The 17,571-nt window shown below is 37.3% G+C and carries 17 protein-coding genes; 6 read left to right on the top strand and 11 right to left on the bottom strand.

The window, feature by feature from the left end; genetic code table 11:
- Window position 1: 1 nt before the first annotated feature.
- Both A3EM_RS0114500 and A3EM_RS0114495 read left to right on the top strand, forming a co-directional pair.
- Window positions 2-1,021, top strand: a complete 1,020-nt coding sequence (locus A3EM_RS0114500) for a zinc-binding alcohol dehydrogenase family protein (protein WP_020528943.1) — start codon at window positions 2-4, stop codon at window positions 1,019-1,021.
- Window positions 1,022-1,132: 111 nt separating this feature from the next.
- A complete protein-coding gene (locus A3EM_RS0114495) occupies window positions 1,133-1,912 on the top strand; it encodes a dienelactone hydrolase family protein (protein WP_245576510.1) in 780 nt (259 codons plus the stop codon).
- Window positions 1,913-2,281: 369 nt separating this feature from the next.
- Here A3EM_RS0114495 and lpcA read toward each other — a convergent pair whose 3' ends face one another.
- The 3 genes from lpcA to A3EM_RS0114475 form a co-directional block, all read right to left on the bottom strand.
- A complete protein-coding gene (gene lpcA / locus A3EM_RS0114490; RefSeq protein WP_020528941.1) occupies window positions 2,282-2,866 on the bottom strand; it encodes a D-sedoheptulose 7-phosphate isomerase in 585 nt (194 codons plus the stop codon).
- 113 nt (window positions 2,867-2,979) lie between these two features.
- Window positions 2,980-4,686, bottom strand: coding sequence for an amidohydrolase (locus A3EM_RS0114485; protein ID WP_020528940.1), 1,707 nt, complete (start codon window positions 4,684-4,686; stop codon window positions 2,980-2,982).
- Window positions 4,687-5,216: 530 nt separating this feature from the next.
- Window positions 5,217-6,113 carry a diacylglycerol/lipid kinase family protein gene (locus tag A3EM_RS0114475; protein ID WP_020528938.1) on the bottom strand — a complete coding sequence of 299 codons (897 nt, stop codon included), beginning with the start codon at window positions 6,111-6,113 and terminating at the stop codon, window positions 5,217-5,219.
- A 157-nt stretch (window positions 6,114-6,270) separates the two neighbouring features.
- On the opposite strand from A3EM_RS0114475, the gene A3EM_RS0114470 reads away from it, so the two are divergent.
- On the top strand, window positions 6,271-7,191 hold the full coding sequence (locus A3EM_RS0114470; protein WP_020528937.1) for a Ppx/GppA phosphatase family protein: 921 nt from the start codon (window positions 6,271-6,273) through the stop codon (window positions 7,189-7,191).
- A gap of 4 nt (window positions 7,192-7,195) precedes the next feature.
- The gene (locus tag A3EM_RS0114465; RefSeq protein WP_020528936.1) at window positions 7,196-7,834 is read left to right on the top strand and encodes an FISUMP domain-containing protein; all 639 of its coding nucleotides are present in this window, start codon (window positions 7,196-7,198) and stop codon (window positions 7,832-7,834) included.
- Between the two features lie 8 nt (window positions 7,835-7,842).
- Here the strand turns inward: A3EM_RS0114465 and A3EM_RS0114460 are convergent, their stop codons facing one another.
- From A3EM_RS0114460 to A3EM_RS47545, 4 genes are all read right to left on the bottom strand, one after another.
- Window positions 7,843-8,562 carry a flavodoxin family protein gene (locus A3EM_RS0114460; RefSeq protein WP_044238552.1) on the bottom strand — a complete coding sequence of 240 codons (720 nt, stop codon included), beginning with the start codon at window positions 8,560-8,562 and terminating at the stop codon, window positions 7,843-7,845.
- A 118-nt stretch (window positions 8,563-8,680) separates the two neighbouring features.
- Entirely contained in the window at window positions 8,681-9,394 is a 714-nt protein-coding gene (locus A3EM_RS0114455) for a superoxide dismutase family protein (RefSeq protein WP_020528934.1), read from the bottom strand.
- A gap of 31 nt (window positions 9,395-9,425) precedes the next feature.
- Window positions 9,426-10,019, bottom strand: a complete 594-nt coding sequence (locus A3EM_RS0114450) for a DUF4136 domain-containing protein (RefSeq protein ID WP_020528933.1) — start codon at window positions 10,017-10,019, stop codon at window positions 9,426-9,428.
- A 92-nt stretch (window positions 10,020-10,111) separates the two neighbouring features.
- Window positions 10,112-10,285 (bottom strand): hypothetical protein, encoded by a 174-nt coding sequence (locus A3EM_RS47545; protein WP_020528932.1) that lies wholly within the window; start codon window positions 10,283-10,285, stop codon window positions 10,112-10,114.
- A 590-nt stretch (window positions 10,286-10,875) separates the two neighbouring features.
- Here A3EM_RS47545 and A3EM_RS0114440 point away from each other — a divergent pair.
- Window positions 10,876-11,748: an aldo/keto reductase gene (locus tag A3EM_RS0114440; RefSeq protein WP_020528931.1), complete on the top strand. Its 873-nt coding sequence runs from the start codon at window positions 10,876-10,878 to the stop codon at window positions 11,746-11,748.
- A gap of 188 nt (window positions 11,749-11,936) precedes the next feature.
- Complete coding sequence (locus A3EM_RS0114435; RefSeq protein WP_083925236.1) at window positions 11,937-13,031, top strand: T9SS type A sorting domain-containing protein; 1,095 nt, start codon at window positions 11,937-11,939, stop codon at window positions 13,029-13,031.
- A 58-nt stretch (window positions 13,032-13,089) separates the two neighbouring features.
- Here the strand turns inward: A3EM_RS0114435 and A3EM_RS0114430 are convergent, their stop codons facing one another.
- Genes A3EM_RS0114430 through A3EM_RS0114415 form a run of 4 tightly spaced genes read right to left on the bottom strand, consistent with a single transcriptional unit; the run spans window position 13,090 to window position 17,564 of the window.
- A complete protein-coding gene (locus A3EM_RS0114430) occupies window positions 13,090-14,424 on the bottom strand; it encodes a DUF58 domain-containing protein (RefSeq protein WP_020528929.1) in 1,335 nt (444 codons plus the stop codon).
- Window positions 14,421-15,476: an AAA family ATPase gene (locus A3EM_RS0114425; RefSeq protein ID WP_020528928.1), complete on the bottom strand. Its 1,056-nt coding sequence runs from the start codon at window positions 15,474-15,476 to the stop codon at window positions 14,421-14,423. The genes A3EM_RS0114430 and A3EM_RS0114425 overlap by 4 nt, the downstream gene beginning before the upstream one ends.
- 35 nt (window positions 15,477-15,511) lie before the next feature.
- Window positions 15,512-16,801, bottom strand: coding sequence for a DUF4350 domain-containing protein (locus A3EM_RS0114420; protein ID WP_020528927.1), 1,290 nt, complete (start codon window positions 16,799-16,801; stop codon window positions 15,512-15,514).
- Window positions 16,794-17,564 carry a hypothetical protein gene (locus A3EM_RS0114415; protein WP_157637893.1) on the bottom strand — a complete coding sequence of 257 codons (771 nt, stop codon included), beginning with the start codon at window positions 17,562-17,564 and terminating at the stop codon, window positions 16,794-16,796. The genes A3EM_RS0114420 and A3EM_RS0114415 overlap by 8 nt, the downstream gene beginning before the upstream one ends.
- Window positions 17,565-17,571 lie beyond the last annotated feature (7 nt).

Below are 17,571 nucleotides of genomic sequence, written 5' to 3'. Positions count from 1 at the left end.
AATGAAAACAGTAATATTAAATCAGCCAGGTGAATTTGAATTTTTAGATAAAGAATTTGATTTGTCTCTTGCTCCAGATGAAGCTTTATTGAAAGTACACAGGATAGGTATTTGTGGAACAGATTACCATGCTTATTCTGGTAATCAGCCTTTTTTTAATTACCCAAGAATACTTGGACACGAACTTGGAGTAGAGGTTTTGGAAGTAGGTGCAGAAGTTACAAATGTAAAAGTTGGGGATAAATGTTCGGTAGAGCCTTATCAGAATAAGACAATGGATCAGGCTGTGAGAAGAGGGTTTACCAACTGCGGGGAAAATATTTCAGTATTCGGTGTACATCAGGATGGGGGAATGAGAGAGCTGATAAAAATGCCTGCCAAATATTTACATGCCTCTCAAAAACTATCCTACGATCAGTTGGCCTTGGTAGAACCTTTAGGGATTGGCTGCCATGCGGTGAACAGGGCAAAAGTCACCTCAGAAGACTATGTTTTGGTAGTGGGAGCTGGCCCAATTGGACTTGCAGCAGCGGTTTTTGCCAAAGCTGCCGGAGCCAAAACGGTAGTAATGGATATCAATAAAAACAGACTTGATTTTAGCAGCGAAGCCATTGATATTGATGGAACAGTTGTGGCAGGAACCGATCAGACTGAAGCGGATTTAAGGGCTCAGTTTGGTGGAGATTTACCTACCGTGGTATTGGATGCTACGGGAAATAAACATTCTATGGCCAAGGCTCTGGAGTATTCAGCATCAGCAGGTAGAATTGTGTTTATTGGATTATTTCAAGGTGATTTTGCTTTCCATGATCCTTACTTCCACAAAAAAGAGTTGACCTTAATGGCTAGTAGAAATGCTCTTCCAGGAGATTTTAAACAGATTATCAGAATGATAGAAGAAGGCCAGATTGATACCAACCCTTGGATTACCCACCGGGCTAAATTTGAAGAGATGATCGCAAATTTTGATAAATGGCTCGATCCTGCCTCAGGGGTGATTAAAGCTGTAGTTTCTCTATAAGGAGGGGAAGCTATATGGATTAGGGAATGTAAAGAAGGTTAATTAAATTTAATGCGCTAATTAATCTTCTATTTCCTAATGAAAAAAATTGAATTCTTGAAACCTCTCCTTTTGCCAACATTATTATTTATGGCTCAGCTGGCTTATGCCCAGGATTATATCATAAAGAGTCTTGAAGATTCTCCCAGGCATCATGAATGGGTAAAAGTAAAATATGGAGAAAGGGAGGTTGATTGTTTTTTAGTATATCCAGAAGTTTCGGAAAAAGCCACTGCGGTGGTAGTGATACACGAAAACAGAGGTTTGAATGACTGGGCCAGGAGTATGGCCGATCAAATAGCTGCAGCGGGTTACATTGCCATTGCCCCTGATTTATTATCCGGTGCCGGACCTGATGGCGGGAACACTTCCTCTTTTGAAAATTCGGATGCTGCCAGAACTGCTATTTATGCCCTTGATCCTGAACAGGTGACTAATGATTTGGATGAAGTATTTGATTATGTGGGAAAACTTCCTGCAGCAAATGGCAAAGTTGCTGTCATGGGATTTTGCTGGGGAGGCTCACAGTGTTTCAGATTTGCCACTAATAATGAGAAGGCAGAAGCTTCATTTGTATTTTACGGAACAGGGCCAAAAAATCAGGAAGAAATTGAAAAGATAAAGGCTCCGGTTTATGGCTTTTATGGGGGAAATGATAACAGGGTAAATGCCACTATTCCCGATTCGGAAAAAATGATGGAAAAGGCAGATAAAGTTTACGAACCTATCATCTACCAGGGCGCAGGGCATGGATTTATGAGAGCAGGTCAAGAACCAGATGCCACCGAAGCTAACAAAAAAGCCAGAGATGAAGCCTATGAAAGATTGAAAAAGCTTTTGGAAGGAATGTAAAGTATTGGTGATTTGAATCCTTTTGATCACAGGTTACACCCGATCTTCAACTTTTTCCAATTAATCCATCATTGCTATGAAAAATGTGACTGTGTTTTTGATGACATCTATTTCAAGTAGTATATTATTTTATTTCTTTACTGATAATTCCATAATGTTTATAGGAATTATGTCGGTCTGTTTAGGTGTTCTTTCAATTGGGTTAAATCTTAAATTGAAAAAGTGGATTCCGACAATAGTGAAAAATATTGTCAATTAGCTAAAGGAGATTGCCAGGCTTAACTATTAAGTGAATTTACATAAAGTCCAGTAGCCGTTCCATAGCCTGGCGCATGCACCATCGGTTAATTTTTGAGTTTTTTTCTTCCATCACTCCCCAAACATCAATTTCTCTGTCAATAGAATCAAAATATGAATAACCTTGATGTGGATTTCCTGAATCCTGTCGGCAAAGCCAAAATGTGGCACTCTGATTTCTATATCTGCTAAGGGAGCTAGTTTCCCGCCATCATTTCCGGTTAATAAAATATTGGTGATGCCTTTGGTTTTAGCCATTTCAAAAGCCTTTACTATATTCCCTGAGTTTCCACTGGTACTTATCCCAAGTAACACATCTCCTTCTTTTCCCATCCCTTCAATAAATCTCGAAAAAATCTGATCGTATCCATAGTCATTTCCCACACACGAAATATGACTGACATCGGAAATGGCCATGGCTGGGAGTGCAGGCCTGTTTTCTCTGTATCTGCCAGTCAGTTCTTCTGCAAAATGCATGGCATCGCAATGTGAACCTCCGTTTCCACAAGAAATTACTTTATTCCCATTTTTCATGGCCTCAACCATGGCTTTTGCAGCCGTTTCAATTGTGGCAATATTATTTTTATCTGCTAAAAATTTATCTAATACTGTTTTAGCCGCATCTAATTCCTGACTGATAATTTCCTTCAATTCCATTGCTATGCTCCTTTATTTTTTTTCAGGTCCAAATCTCGGAAATTTAAAGCATTAGCAAAGAAAAAAGGCTATCGAATTTAAAATTCAATAGCCTTTTTTTGTCTCAAAGAAGATTATTTTTGGTAAGCAACCTTCCCGTTCAATATCGTATAAAGGATTTCAGTATCCAGAATTTCACCTTCTGGCACTGTCATGATATCTTTCGAAAAAACTGTAAAATCTGCAAGTTTTCCCACTTCAATCGATCCCTTAATATCTTCTTCGAATGCACCATAAGCGGCATCAAGTGTATAAGATCGCAATGCTTCTTCTCTGGACATCCTCTGTGAAGGTTCGTAACCTCCTTCTGGTTCTTTCTTTAATGTTTTTCTGGAAACTGAAGCATAGAATGAGGCAATCGGACTAATGGGTTCAACGGGAGCATCCGTTCCGTTAATCACCACAGCTCCCGATTCCAAAAGCTTTTTCCAGACGTATGCGCCTTCCTGAATTCTTGCCAGTCCCAATCGATGGATGGCCCAGGGACGATCCGAACTCATATGGATAGCCTGCATCGCTGGAATTACTCCCAACTGGCCAAATCGTGGAATATCTTCTTCTGTAAGGTGCTGGGCGTGCTCTATCCTGAATCTGTGATTACCGGCTTTTTCAGGGTTAGCTTTAAATGCAGCCTCATACGTATCTAAAACTTCCCGGTTGGCTCTGTCTCCTATGGCATGCGAGCAAACCTGAAAACCGTTGGCTAACCCTTCATTCACTACCATTTCCACAAAATTCATAGGTGTAGTTTCATGCCCAAAATGATTTGGCCTGTCCTCATATTCCTGCAATAACCAGGCGCCTCTGGAACCCAGTGCACCATCTACATAAAGTTTAATGGATCGAATGGTAAGGAAATGGTCCCCATGCCCAACCAGGGGGCCGGTCTGGTACCATCTTTTAAGTTGAGCCGTATCACCACTGCTGAGCATTACATAAAGTCTGGTTTTCAGATTCCCCTCTTCCACTACTGCTTTAAAGGCTGCAATATCCAGGCTGTCTGCACCAGCATCGTGAAAACTGGTGATGCCATTTTCTAAACATTCCTGAGAAGCCAAAGCAATTGCCTTTTTATGAGATTCTACTGAATTTTTTGGGATGTGTTTTGTAATCAGTCTCATGGCAGTTTCATTGAAAATTCCGGTAGGGTTTCCCAATTCATCTCTAATGATTTCTCCTCCCTCCACTTCCTTTGTTCCTGAAAACTCTGGGTCAATGTTTTTAATTCCTGCAATTTCCATGGCTTTGGCATTGGCAAATCCTGCATGGCCGCTGGCGTGTTTCAGATAAACCGGATTATCGGGGGAAACAGCACTGAGCAAATCATGGGTTTGGAATCCCATTACCATTTTTTCTGGTAAACTATCCCATTTGCTTTGGTGCCAGCCTCTGCCCTGAATCCATTCTCCAGGCTCTGCATTTTTGGCTGCTTCAGCTACCATATCCACAATTTCTTCATAACTGGTGGTATGTAGCAGGTCCAGATTTAATTTGTTGTAGCCCACACCAAGAAAGTGCGCATGTGACTCAATTAAACCCGGAGTCATGGCTTTTCCTTCAAGGTCCAGGACCTCCGTTTTTTCTCCAATAAATTTTTCGACTTTGGTTAAAGGCCCGGCAAAAATAATTTTTCCATCAGTAATTGCCACTGCTTCCACTTGTGGTTGTGCTTCATTCATGGTGTAAATCACACCATTTTTGATCACCATATCAGCTTCTTCTTCAGACTGACAGGAAATAATGAAAATTAATAGAAATAGGTAAGTACTAAATTTTGACATGTTTGTAGTTTTAAATTGTTGTTGTGTTTTAAGTTAGTAAAAAGGTGGGACAATTTTTTTCAATTGCCAGTTGGTAATGGTGGTTAAAGTTAAATTATGGAAGGGAAAATAGCTGATTTTCAAGAGGTTTTTGATAAAAAAATTAGCTGGCTTAAGTATCAGACGAAGCATTTACATGAGCCTTCAAATAAAAGAAAGTTTGTGACTTTCGGACTCATTGGGGATACAATCCCCCTTCTCGAACATTCTCATGAATATTTTGTCTAACCAGATAAGTAAACCCTGACAAGGATTTTAATATAAATAGCCCTGGATTTCATACAGGGTAAAAATATAAGAAAGTTTCAGAGCCCCTGATGGGGTTCAAAAATCGATTCCATATTCAACCCCATCTGGAGTTGATTTCTGATCATATCCTTCCCTGCATTGCATGCGAGGTTATTAATGTTTCATCCCTCTGGAACTAGCCTGAAGGTTACGGAATTTATTTCCCCACTATTGAAATTATTGTAAGGAATTATAACTTTCCCCTAACTCAAAAATGGATTTTCGGAATGTGTGATAAATTTTACAGCTCTGGGGACAACTTCGGCTTTTATTTCCGAAACCTTGCCTATTAATTCTCCATCCAATTGTAGCATCATCGGTTTTTCCAGTTTAATTTTTGCTTTTGTACAACTAATGGATATCCCGGAGTAGTCTTCTGCTAAATCTTCGAAATATTTTGTCAGGCCTGCTTTTACAAGGGAATCGATATCAATATTTCTAACCAATCCGACTTCAAATTTCCCGTCAAAAGGATTGCCCTTATGATTTAGTACCACTCCGGTGCCATATTTCCTGGAATTGGCCAAAGCCACCATAAAGGTTTTTTTAACAATGCTTTTTTCGTCAGTTTCAATTTCTACCTCAAAAGGAGTTGCTTTTCTGACCTCACTTATAAAATGCTTGGCATAGGTAAGCATTCCCCTGTTTTCATCATTGGTAAAACCTTCTACAACAGCTGCATTTAGCCCAACATCACCAATATGGAGGCAATAATGCTTATTATTTACCAGGATTAAATCAAGGTCGGCAATGTATTGAGAAAGTAAAAAATCGTATAAAGCCAGGTCTGGTTCCTGATTCACATTGAGTTCGGTGGCCATACCGTTTGCCGAGCCAAATGGAATGATTCCCAGGGGAATTTTTGATTTGATCAAATTAGTTCCACAGAATAGGGTAGTGCCATCCCCGCCAATTGCTGCCACACGATCTGGTTTAAACTTTTTTAAAACCTTTTGTAATTTGAAATTATCGTTTTCTCCTGTGGTTTTGAAAATCTCATATTCAATAGCATATTTCCTGCAAACCAGCTCTGCATGGTTGAGAAATGGGGTTTTGTCCAGCCCTCCGGATATGGGATTTACTACGAATAATGCTTTCATGCTCATTGGAAGTTAACTGGCAGAAAATTAATAAATATTCGGATAAAGCAATTTAATTTTTTAATCTTTTCGAAAAAGGATAAGTTTAAACCTCTCATTATGGGGGAAAGGAAAATATGGAGCACAGTACAATTGGCATCATTTCAACCGAAAAAAAATGAAAGCGGCAGTTTTAGATTTAGGGACTAATACTTTTAACTTATTAATTGGAGAAAAGAAGAAGGGAAGTATTGAAGTTTTGCATGAAGAAAGAATTTTTGTAATGCTGGGAAAAGGGGGGATAAGTAATGGGAAAATTACCCCTGAAGCAGCAAAAAGGGCTATTGATACCTTAAGCCATTATAGAAAAATAATTGATAGTTTTCAGGTGGATATAATTGAAACCATGGGCACAAGTGCCTTAAGAAGTGCTAAAAATGGTGCAGAAGTGCTGGCTGAAATAAAGATGAAAACTGGGATTGAACCTCAAACAATTTCCGGAGATGAAGAAGCTGAATTGATTTACCTGGGAGTGAAATCGAATATTACTTTAGGGGATGAAAATGCATTAATCCTGGACATTGGAGGAGGAAGTGTGGAATTTATTTTTTGTAATAAAAATCAGCTTTTATGGAAGAAAAGCATTGAAATAGGGGCGCAGCGCCTTTTCGACCAATTCCATCAAACTGATCCTATTTCTTCTGGGGCAATCTTAAAGCTGAATCAATTTCTTTCTGAAAGTCTGAAGGAAGTCAATGCACAAATATTGATGCATAAACCTGCTGTTTTGATAGGTTGTGCGGGAGCCTTTAGTACTTTCAAAGCGATTTATGCTGAAAAAATAAATAAGCCTGAATTAGTTCCACTGATGGAAATGCAAGTTTCCATTCAGGAGTATAAGGATTTGCACAAGGAATTAATTGTAAAATCGAAAAGTGAAAGACTGGAAATTCCCGGAATGTTGGCCGAACGAGCTGACATGATTGTAGTGGCTTCCTGCCTGGTGGATTATCTACTTCAAAATGCTTGTTTTGCTCAACTTACCATCACCAAAGCAGCATTAAAGAATGGTCTGCTTTTTAAGGTTTTAAACCAATAAATAAATGAAATTACTGATTTTATTTGTTTTGCTCATGGCCTCACCCATCCTAAAAGCACAGGACTATTTTGAAGATCCCAGAGATGGAAATATTTACGAACTTGTGAAAGTTGGAAGCCATTGGTGGTTTCGGTCTAATTTGAAATATCAAACCAAGGCGAGCTGGTGCTTTCAAAATCCGAAAGATTCCATGTGTGCAATTGGGAATTATTATTATCCTGAAGATCTTCCGAAAGCCTGTCCTAATGGATGGAGAGTCCCCACATGGGCGGAATATACATCAGCCCTACATTATTTAATGGATACGCTAAATATCCCTCAGGATTCTGTAAAATTTATAAAACAGGAGATTATAAGTAACAAGATCCCGATAAGTTCGGAAGGCGTTTTAGGAATCACCTTTCTTCACGACTCTATTTATTTCAATATGTTATCTACTGGCTGGATACAGGGTAAAAAAAGGGTGGAACAAACCCAGACTACCATGTGGATAGAAGAAGATATTCAGGATTTACCTCAGCCACATGTGCATATCAGAGAAGATGGTATGGTGAAACATGCCCATCATCACAATGTGGAGGGTAAACCCAAAAAACAAAGGCGTTTTTCAGTAAGATGTGTTTGTGATGCTAAGGAAAATTAAGTTATTTTTCACTTCAAAACAGCATTGTCAAATCCAAATCTTTCCCCATCAGCCCATTTGTTTCTTTGATTTCCGTAAGCAGTTATGCCATTATTTTCTTTTAGCATTTTGGCAGTGTGCATCAGGTTGTAAGTCATGAAAGTGAGGTTTCTGTTGGTGAAATCATTTTCAGGTCCACCAGAACCATCGTCCAAATAGGAGGGGCCTGGGCCTACTTCTCCGATCCAGCCGGCATCTGCCTGAGGAGGAATAGTATACCCAATATGCTGGAGTGCATATAAAATGCTCATAGAGCAATGTTTTACACCATCTTCATTTCCAGTGATTAAACATCCTCCGGTTTTTCCATAGTAAATGTACTGACCTTTGTCGTTTGTTTCACCTGAAAGGGCATATAATCGCTCAATAATTTTGGTACAGATGGAAGATTTTTCCCCCAGCCAGATTGGAGTGCCTAAAACTAAAATATCTGCAGCCAAAACCTTTTTGCTCATCTCCACCCAGTCATCTTTTTCATAGCCATATTCAGTCATGTCGGGATACACCCCGGGTGGTAAGGTGTAATCAGCCGGCCTGAGCAGCTCCGTTTCCACTCCATTTTTTTGCATTAAATCCATGGATAGTTTTATCAGGCCATCCGTGTGAGATTTTTGGGGAGATTTTTTTAGCGTACAATTGAGAAAAATAGCTTTTAAGCCAGAAAAATCAGGTTTTTTTTCAGAGGACATAAGAGAAGGTTTTAATTTAAAAAAATACAGGAATGCATTTAGGTAAATGGTTTTAAAAACAAAAGGGTTCAAATCGGTCCAATAACCCGATCCAAACCCTTTTCTATTTTGCAATTTATTATTGTACGGCCAATTCTATAACCCCACATCCTATCCTTTTCCCTGCTGCCCCTGACGGCTGGGAAGTGAAATCATCTGCGCTGGCATGAATAATTACCGCTTTATTTAAAATATTTGATTTATCGTCTCCACCAATCGTCCAGCCTTTTACGTCCATGGAAAGCATTCCTTTCCCATTTTCCCCAACTGGTATATTGCTAATATCTCCTTTGTGGAAATCTGAGGATTCTGTTCTTTTTCCATGGTCATCACCAGTAGGATTCCAGTGGCCTCCTGCTGAAGTGGCATCGGGTGCAGAGCAATCACCATTTTGATGTAAATGAATGGCATGTTCACCTGGCGTAACTCCCATAATATGAACATTAATATTGACTGTGTTTTCATCTATCTGAGTAAAGATAGCCTCTCCAACCAGATCGCTTCCACTTGCACCGGAAAGTTTTGCAATGGCTTTTTCTCCTATTTCAGGAGTGTCTTTTTCATGTTTAACTATGGTGAATTGTTTACTATTTCCCGGAGAGGGTTCAAGGGAAATTATTTCATCAGCTCTGGTTTCCGAATTTTGTTTTTGATTACATGATGTCATTACTGAGAGCAACATGCATATGGATAAAATTATATTGAAATATCTCATTTTTTTATGTTTTTTGGGTTCAATCCAGAAAACATCCGTCACCTGATCTGAAGATTGTTTGACGGATGTTTTTCTCATTTCTTTTAAATAAAATTCAGGGTACTATTTATTATCTTCCAGTACTTTCAAACTGATCGGCTCTTGCCGGATATTTTTCAAAAATTAATTCTACAGCTTCTTCAATATTGTCTTTTTTCCTATTGAAAATATTGTTGTCCATAATTCCTGAAGCGTATCCCTGCCAGATCATGTTACCGCTTTCTACTTCCACCATCTGAATAAGAAGTGTTCCTTCCTGAAATTCATATTCTTTAGTGATCAGGTCTCCTTTGGGCTCCATTGAAAGAAAATAGTCATGTAAATAGTCATTGGCTGGATCGTTATTCTCCTTATAACCTTTAAATTTTGTAGGTTTTTCAAAGACCATAAAATTTACCATTACATCGGGGTTAGAGGCAGTTTCAAAACCTAACCCGGTTAATTCGGATTCTATAGCATTGATAATATCACTTTTTAGAGAAATATCATTCAAACTGTAGAAAGTATAATATTTGAATTTATTGAAAGAACTCCAGTCGTAGGTTTTATACTGGCTGAAATCTGTTTCTGGTAATTTGTCTGCAGCAACAAAATAATCCTCCTGGGCAAACAATGGAGAGATCGTCATTAGTGAAGAAAATAATAGGGCAATTAGTGTTTTCATGGTTAATTATAAGTTTTGTGGTTAATTAAATTGATTCTTAAAATCCATTTCAGGAATTACCCTGAAATGGGTTCAATGCTTTGATGATTGGATTAGAAAATAAGTGCAATTGCGGTAATTGAACTTAATACCACAATAATAGCTGCGGCGATTACTGCCTCATATTTTCTTGAAAATGCTGGTTTTATCAATTGACCCGTATCAGAACCTCCTCTTCTGGCTCTGTAAGGTCTTATTATCGATCCTTCTAATAATTTATTAAACATAGTTGTTATTGGTTTTAAGTTAATTTATTGGTTTAAGCATGTGATTTTATCCTGTGAGCTAGCCAAACTTTTGGACTCATGTTGCTCAAAAAATTTCATTCTTCACAAAATCAAGTATTGTAAACCATTTGTTTCCAGTAGTTTACAATGCTTGCCTAAACTTATTTGCCAATTATAATTGAAAGATAGTGCCAGAGGATAGGCTTTTGTGGAAGTTGCTGTATATCAGCGTGTTATTTAATTTATGAAAAAGGGATTTAAATAAAAGTGTGTAAATTCTTCAACGATTTCGTGAACTTTATTCCACTAAAAATGGGCTTAAGCGTAAACAAAGGGATTTTCTTGAAATTAGGATTAAGAATTAAGATAGCAGAATATGAAATATTTGGTATTGGTAATTAAAGAAACCCGTTCAACCTAAAAAATAACCAATCTGGCCCATATAGCTTTACTTTCATCAGTATTCTTATTAACTTAAGAGAAGTAATTTTTAAGCAATAAATCGAAGGCTATTTTTTTAAAAATGTGCCACTTTGTTGTAAAGCATTAATTAAGTAAAATCTACCCATACTTTTTCAACTGATCAATCCATGAAAAGAAGACATTTTATTAGAAATTCTGCAGGAGTAGCAGCCGGTATGGCTACACTTAATCCATTTCCCTATCACTTGTTTGCCGGAACAACCAAGAAATATGCTCATGATAAAATTATGTTGGGCAATACAGGAATAGAAGTTTCCCGACTGGCCATGGGTACTGGTACTCATGGGGTGAACAAAAGTTCTAACCAGACCAGGAAGCTGGGTGTAAAAGGAGTGGCTGATTTAATGGAAGCTGCCTTAGATAATGGCGTATTTTTCTGGGATTCGGCTGATCAGTATGGAACACATCCACATTTGAAGGAAGCCTTGAAGAGAATTCCCAGAGAAAAGGTTGTTATTCTGACCAAAACCCATGCAACCACAGAAAAGGAAATGAAGGCTGATTTGGACAGGTTTAGGCAGGAAATTGGGACAGATTATATGGATATTATGTTATTACATTGCATGATGGATTCCAACTGGCCAACCCAAAAACAGGGGGCAATGGATGTGTTGTCAAGGGCAAGAGAAGATGGCTTGATTAAGGCTCACGGTGTGTCCTGCCATACATTGGGGGCTTTAAAAGCTGCAGCGGATTCAGACTGGGTGCAGGTCGATTTGGCCAGGATAAATCCTGATGGTGCCAGGATGGATGCAGATGTGCCTACAGTAGTAAAAGTGTTGAAAAAAATGAAGGCGCAGGGCAAAGGAATTATAGGGATGAAGATATTTGGTGGAGGACAATTAACCGGAAAACCTGACGAATGTTTGCAATATGCCCTGGGACAGGAATTTGTAGATTGTTTTACCATAGGCCAGGAAAGTCAGGCCCAAATGACAGATTTGGTAAAAAGAATCCCTGCGGCTAGTGTAAGGGGATAATTTTTTAGGGTTTTAAATAACGGAATGATTCTGCTTTGTTCGCGCAGAATCATTTTTTTATTGTAATATTCTAACAAATGATATGGTTATTTTTATTCTTTTAGTAGTTTTTTCGTTGGTTTAACATGGTGAAGAAGATTTATCCGTTTACCATTTACCAAAAAACCTAACTACTAATTAATAAACTTATGAAATTGAATTATACACCATATCTATACCAAATATTTACTATTTCGCTGATAAGTTTCATTTCCATGTCAGGAAAATTACAAGCTCAGGAAACTATTACCTCAGTTGGAAGTGGAGATTGGAGAAGTACTAGTACTTGGACTCCAGCCAGACTTCCGGCAGATGATGATATTATTTTGATTGAATCTGGTCATGTAGTAGAAATATCAGGGGATGATATTACACTTGACAATGTGCAGATGGTGATTAAAGGAGAGTTATTTATGGATAATAGCGGAATAAACCTACCTTCTTTAAACTTAGGTGGATCAAATTCAGGAATTTATCTGGATGGAGGTGAAATAAGTGAGGGGATTGGGGCATTAGGTGAGGGTTTAGGATTTATTTCAATTGATAATATAGTTGTTTGGAATGCATGTTCTAACAGTACTTGTGTAAATATTGCAAACGGAATTTTGAACGGCCTAGGTTTACCAAATACTGAATATAATGGAAATACAAGTGGTACATTTGGAATTCCCAGTGGATTTATTGTTACTCTTCCAATCGAATTGGTAAGTTTCATAGGAGAATTTTTAGATGGAAATGCAAACCTAACGTGGAAAACTGCCTCTGAATTAAATAATAGTGGTTTTGAGTTGCAAAGGAGCTGGAATGGAAAAGATTTTGAACCATTGACATTTATTGAAGGGACAGGAAGCTCGGATAAGTTAAATACATATACTTATATTGATCATAATATTATGGGAACAGCCTATTACCAATTGAAACAAGTTGATTATAATGGGAAATTTGCCTTGAGTAATGTGATTTCTGTAAAAGCCATAAAAACCAAACCACTTGAAGTTTTAGCTTATCCTAATCCTTTTACAGAAGAATTGAATCTGGCTATTTCCAAGGACACTGAAGATCCTGTAGAAATCATGGTTTACGACCAGATGGGTAATCATGTGTTGTCATTAAAAGAAGAAGAAAAGGCTGGAAGTTTTGTGAAAAATATGGGTGATCAGTTTATGAACCTTCCTGCCGGGTATTATTTTGCTAATATTATCGTGGGGAAAGAAATGGAAAGAATAAAGCTGATGAAAAATTAGCAAAAAAGGTTTCGAAATTAAACAACCAAAAGCATCTGGAATTAACCGGATGCTTTTTTTATATCAATCCTCTGGATTTTAATTCCAGGTATTTATTGATCACATTTATAGAAAGGTTTTCCGGATGGGTTAAAATGGTTTGAATGCCAAACTGGGTGATCTCCTGCACAATTTCTTTTTTGTCGTAGATCAATTTATCGGCAATGGTGTTAAAATAAATTTCTTCTACATTGTTAGCCTTTTCCTTTGAGTAATTAATCAGTTCGGTATTTTGAAAAATCACTACTACCAATAAGTGTAATTTATTTAATTGTCGAATAATTGGCAAAACCCTTTGCAGGGCATATTTGCTCTCAAAGTTGGTATATAAAAAAAGCAGACTTCTACCGGAAATAGATTTTCTCAGATATCTGTACATCAATTCATAATTGGCTTCGGCCACCCCTTCTTTTTCATTGTATAAGGCATCAATAATTCGCTTCAATTGTGTCTGGTTTCTTTGTGCCTTAATCACGGTATCCACTTTTTCGGAAAAGGTAAACAGCCCGGCCCTGTCCATTTTTTTCAATGCAGTATTGGAAATGACCAGACTTGAATTAATGGAATAATCCAAAAGACTTAGTCCATTGAAAGGCATTTTCATGGACCGGCTTTTATCAATTACCGAGTAAATCTGTTGAGATTTTTCATCTTCATAATGGTTTACCATTAGCCCCATTCCCTTACTCGATGCTTTCCAGTTAATTTTCTGATAATCATCTCCGGCCGTATAATTTTTAATTTGCTCAAATTCATGACTGTGCCCAATTCTCCTTATTCTTTTAATCCCTTCATTTAAGGCAATCTTTGACAGTGTGATTAATTCCAGTTTTTTCATGTCCACAATCGATGGGTATACCGGAACCGTAGCTTCTTGTGAAATAGGATATCTTCTAACAACCAGGTTTATCCTGGAATTTAGAAAAAGAATAATATCTCCAAACTGGTAGGCTCCTCTCACCAATGGCCTTATATGGTACTGAGCCTGTTTACCCTGTTTGGGTTTTAGTTGGGTTTTAAAAGAAAAGTCTCTTTTCTGGAGCTGATAAGGTAGTTCATCTATTGTATTAATTTCCAGGAATGAATTTCCTTCATTGGTAAGGTTAATACTGATCTGATGTTCATATCCCAGAGACAAAACTTTTGGAATTATCCTTTCTGCACTGAATTTTATACCCTTATTAAAAACTAGGAGGAAATCTACAATTACAAGGGCCATTCCAAGTACCAATAAGGTTTGGGCGATGGGGAAAAGCACTGGCATCACAAAACTAATAGCAAACAAGGCTGTTATGCCGCCAAAAATCTTGAAAAACAGTGGGGATAAATAAAAATTTCTATAGATTCCCTTCATCGGGGTACTTCAATTTTAGTGATAATTTCCTTTATAATTTCTTCAGGTTCTGTGCCTTCAATTTCCTTTTCTGAGTTAAGAATCACCCTATGGTTCAGTACCGGATAGCACATTTGCTGTATATCATCCGGAGTTACAAAACTTCTTCCATGAATGGCTGCAAAAGCTTTGGAAGTTTGCATAATGGCCAATGAAGCCCTGGGAGAAGCACCCAAAAACAAATCTCCATTGTTTCTGGTATTATGAATGATCTGAGCGATATAATCCGTAAGCTGATCGCTGATATGTACCTGGTTGATCAATCCCCGAAACTTTTTGATTTCATCTGCATTAATTACCGTACTGATATTTAATAAATCATTTCGTTTTGTAGGCGTATTAAACTTTCTGAGTAAATACTGCTCTTCTTCTAAAGAAGGGTAATTTAGCCTGATTCTAAATACAAATCTGTCCAGTTGAGCTTCGGGCAATTTGTAAGTTCCTTCCTGTTCAATTGGGTTTTGGGTGGCTAAAACCATATAGGGCTCTTCCATTTTATAAGTAGTGCCATCTACAGAAATTTGCCTTTCTTCCATTACTTCGAATAGTGCGGATTGGGTTTTTGCCGGAGCCCTGTTGATCTCATCAATCAATACTATATTGGAGAAAATAGGACCTTTTTTAAAGTCGAATTCTGTGGTTTTGGCATTGAAAACCATAGTGCCAATTACATCTGCAGGCATTAAATCAGGCGTAAACTGGATTCTGGAAAAATCCACCGAAATGGTTTTGGAAAAAAGTTTTGCCGTAAGTGTTTTGGCAATTCCCGGAACTCCTTCCAAAATAATATGGCCATCAGCGAATAATCCTACCATGAGCAGGTTGATCATTTTATCCTGGCCCACAATTACTTTTTTCAATTCTCCCTTAATCTTTCGAATGAATTGATTAAAGGCCAGAATATCAGCGTCTAACTGATTAATCATAGGCTGCTGAATAGGATTTACTTCTGGTGTATTTTCAATAGGATCATTATTGTTTTCCTCTGGATTATTGTCTGTTATGTCCTCCATTTTATATATTTCTTAAATAAGTGTTTCTTTAATTTTTATTTCCAATTCTTGTAGAAATCCTCTATGGCTTTGTAAAACTTAATGAGGTATTCGTCAGTCACCTTTTCTATTTTTTTTGATTCATCGAATTTATCAAATATGTACTGAACCTCATTTTGTCCAATTCCGGATTTCCTGCTAATAAGTTTAATTTCCTCCTCATTATACTCATGCAAATGGATATTATATCTTGTTCTCAAATGATCCAGAAACATTTTCATTTTGAGAGCAATGATTTTACGGTGTCCGCCTGGTCCAAGATACAACCTACCAATAGTCTCTGCATAACTGATGGATGAGTTTGCCGGAGCGGGTACATAAGGGATGATTTTCTGTTTTCTTTTGGAAAACACCAACAAATAAATGACCACCAAAACGATTAACAGGTACCAGGTCCACCGCAGACTTTTTTGACTTAAAATAAATGATAATGGACTTCTTGCTTTATTGAAATCATCGTATTGTAAAGGAATTTTGCTCGCTTCATCCCAATATAATTTCCCTTTGGTAAGGTGAGAAACTGATTTCTCGAAATATTCCAGACCTTCCTTTTCTCTCAAAAAATAATTGGTGAAAAATACCGGTTGAGTGTGGTAATAAAGATTTCCCTTTCCAAATTCTATTTTGATAAAATTAAGGCTATGGTCATTTATGTATCCCAGCTTACTGATAGGAGTAAAACAATCTGCCGAATCCAGGAAATAAGGAGCGGTAGCATACATGGAATATTTGTTTGGATGCTTTAATTTAAACTTATAAGGCTCCTCCCTTTTTAATTCATCGTGATAAAAGTTGGTGGTGATAACAGAATCTGTAATTAAATTTAATTCTTCCGGTAGATAATCTATTGTATCTTCCCAAAGGTCAAATGCGCTATAGCTATCATAACAATATTGGTAACTGAATATGGTATCCAATAAGTCTGAAGGGGTTACTTTGCAGGAGATAAACACATTATTTCCTTCATCCATAAACCTAAGTAAAGAGTCAATATCAGCAGAAGACAAATAATAATTAGCTCCAATAAAGATATAATTACTCAGGCCTGTCTCATCCATCAACAGTTCTTTACTTACCGATCTTTTTATTTCCATAAAAGCAGAATCGGGATATAGGGTTTTAAGCAATTCTGCAGCAGCAAATGAACCGTATGGCTGAACCTCATCTTTTTTGTAGGTTTCTTTCCAGGAATATCTTTTTTCATTACTATAGTTGAGAAAAAAGAATGCCCCAATAGCCACCAAAACTACCCCGATGATAAGATATAATCTCTGGTTTTTATTCACCTGAAGGATATTGTTTTAAATTTTCTAATAAAGATTGATAGAGGTTTTCTGCTTTTTGGAATTTGGATTCCTCTGGTTTTTGATCGCCATACCACGCCCACTCGAATAAAATAGTTAGTGGCTCAAATGGCTCCAGACCACTTTTTCCTCTTATTTCATCAATATAATTATAATTGGTTTTATCTTTTTTCCATTTAATCAGGTTTCTTTCAGATAATTCTTTGATACTGATTAAATAATATATTCTGATTATTTTCCTGAAATCTTTTTGCTTAAGGGCTTCATCCAGTGCGATTTCTAATTCAGATCGGGGCATTTCATGGCTTAATTCTTCAATGCCCACTTCTTCTTCATTTTTAATTTTTGTATTTAAGGAAATACCAGACGAACCTTTCACAATTTGAAAAAGTAGAAAAACAATAATTACCACGGCCAGTCCAATAAAAATGAATTTGAAAATTTCCAATATTGCCGTTGGAATAGGGACTTCTAGTTGCCCTGAATATTCACTATCTGAAACTTCCTTTGCATTTTCCTTTCTTTGTCCCTCTTTATCAGAAGATTCAATCATATCTTTTTTGCTGGAATTTCCCTCAAAATCCATCCCTGATACAACTTCCTGCCAGGTTTTTTCATCTACTTTTTTAATTTCAATATCCTTTTTCAGGTATGCTTCATCTTCTATTACCTGCCCAAAAGCGGGAAGGTTGAGTAAGTAAAGTAATCCGAAAATGAAGTAAATATTGAAATTTCTAATTCTCATTGGCACT

It is taken from the genome of Flexithrix dorotheae DSM 6795, from assembly GCF_000379765.1.
GTDB lineage: Bacteria > Bacteroidota > Bacteroidia > Cytophagales > Flammeovirgaceae > Flexithrix > Flexithrix dorotheae.
This window is presented reverse-complemented; position numbering and strand designations above follow the sequence as displayed.